This window comes from Thalassospira sp. MCCC 1A01428 (assembly GCF_002115825.1).
In the GTDB taxonomy this organism is placed as follows: Bacteria; Pseudomonadota; Alphaproteobacteria; order Rhodospirillales; family Thalassospiraceae; genus Thalassospira.
In genome coordinates, this window is record NZ_JFJZ01000134.1 from 1 (window position 1) to 1185 (window position 1185).

Consider the following 1185-nt stretch of genomic DNA (forward strand, 5'->3'; position numbering starts at 1 on the left):
CCGTGAGGGGACGCTTACGATGCCATCGAAGTTTTGGCGAAGCAATGGCAAGATGAATTAATTTCGGAATTGCTTGAAGATAGTGAAGCGCCCAAATTTTTGCTAGAAACGGCGCGTGACCCTCGGTTTCTAGAGGTTCTAAAAACATTTGGCTCAAAACCGACTTATGTGAATTTTGATTCATCGGAAGGCGCACTAAAACAGCTATATCGTGTTGTCAAAGACGAAGAGGGAGTTGGCGGGAAATTTTGGAGTCCTAGCAAGCCTCCAAAAACGGAGGCTGAATGGCGTGCTCGTGATGCTGTGCGAAATGATTGGAACCGTGGGGGCGCTTATGTGACGGCAGATGTCCCCCCACCCGAGGCCGCATTTATCGGTGAAATTGGTCCGCAAAATTTAAAGGGTGGAGGCCACCATGGATATTACCTTGAGGGTGGCGGAACGCAGATTTTTGCACCCCAAAGTCCTGCAAAAAACATTGAATATTGGTATACTGAGTGGAATGCTCCAGTTGACGCTGTGCAGGCTGCAAGAAAGGCAGGTACAACGAATGAGTGTGATTTATGAGTGAAGCAGGAGACATTGTCAGGCTTTTCGAGCGCGCTGACAAGATGGCTGATAATTATTTGACAATGATTGAAGTTACACAGAAGCACATACGAGCTCGCATTGAGCGGAATGTTCACCTTCCGTTAAGCGTAATTGTAGCTTTGCATAATGGCGTAGATAATGATGTGGTACGGCTGCGTAAGATTTTAAGAAATTTAGGCGACGGGCAGCGAAAAATTGCATTATATTTGAAGCAGATAAGAGTAGAGCTTTCTGCAAAGGATCAGAACTATAGAACAATCGCTGATGCGAAAAACCTTGTTACGGGTTGGCCAAATAATACAGATAGGATTTTAGAGGGATCTATTAACCAAGATTATCAAAATAGTGATGTTTTGCCGCCCCCTGCAGTTTATTGGAAGCCGATAAACGACGAGTTTTACAATCACTTTCCATTCCTGCCGGAGGATCCTCGCTGGATGGAGAAGATGATCAATGTAGCAAACTATCTTCGATTAGTCGAAAATCCCTGGGCTAAATACCGGAGCCTCTAATTGATCGGAAACGGTCAACGTAAGTGGAAATGATAAGCGCAACTTGTCTGTCATGCACACAGCGAAGGTCTCACGCTGGTGA

At 45.4% G+C, this 1185-nt stretch carries 2 protein-coding genes; both read left to right on the forward strand.

Features of this window, described 5'->3' with window-relative positions; genetic code table 11:
* The first annotated feature begins 33 nt into the window (after positions 1 to 33).
* A complete protein-coding gene (locus tag THS27_RS26240) occupies positions 34 to 567 on the forward strand; it encodes a hypothetical protein (RefSeq protein ID WP_085595954.1) in 534 nt (177 codons plus the stop codon).
* A complete protein-coding gene (locus THS27_RS26245) occupies positions 564 to 1103 on the forward strand; it encodes a hypothetical protein (protein WP_085595955.1) in 540 nt (179 codons plus the stop codon). The genes THS27_RS26240 and THS27_RS26245 overlap by 4 nt, the downstream gene beginning before the upstream one ends.
* The last annotated feature ends 82 nt before the right edge of the window (positions 1104 to 1185 follow it).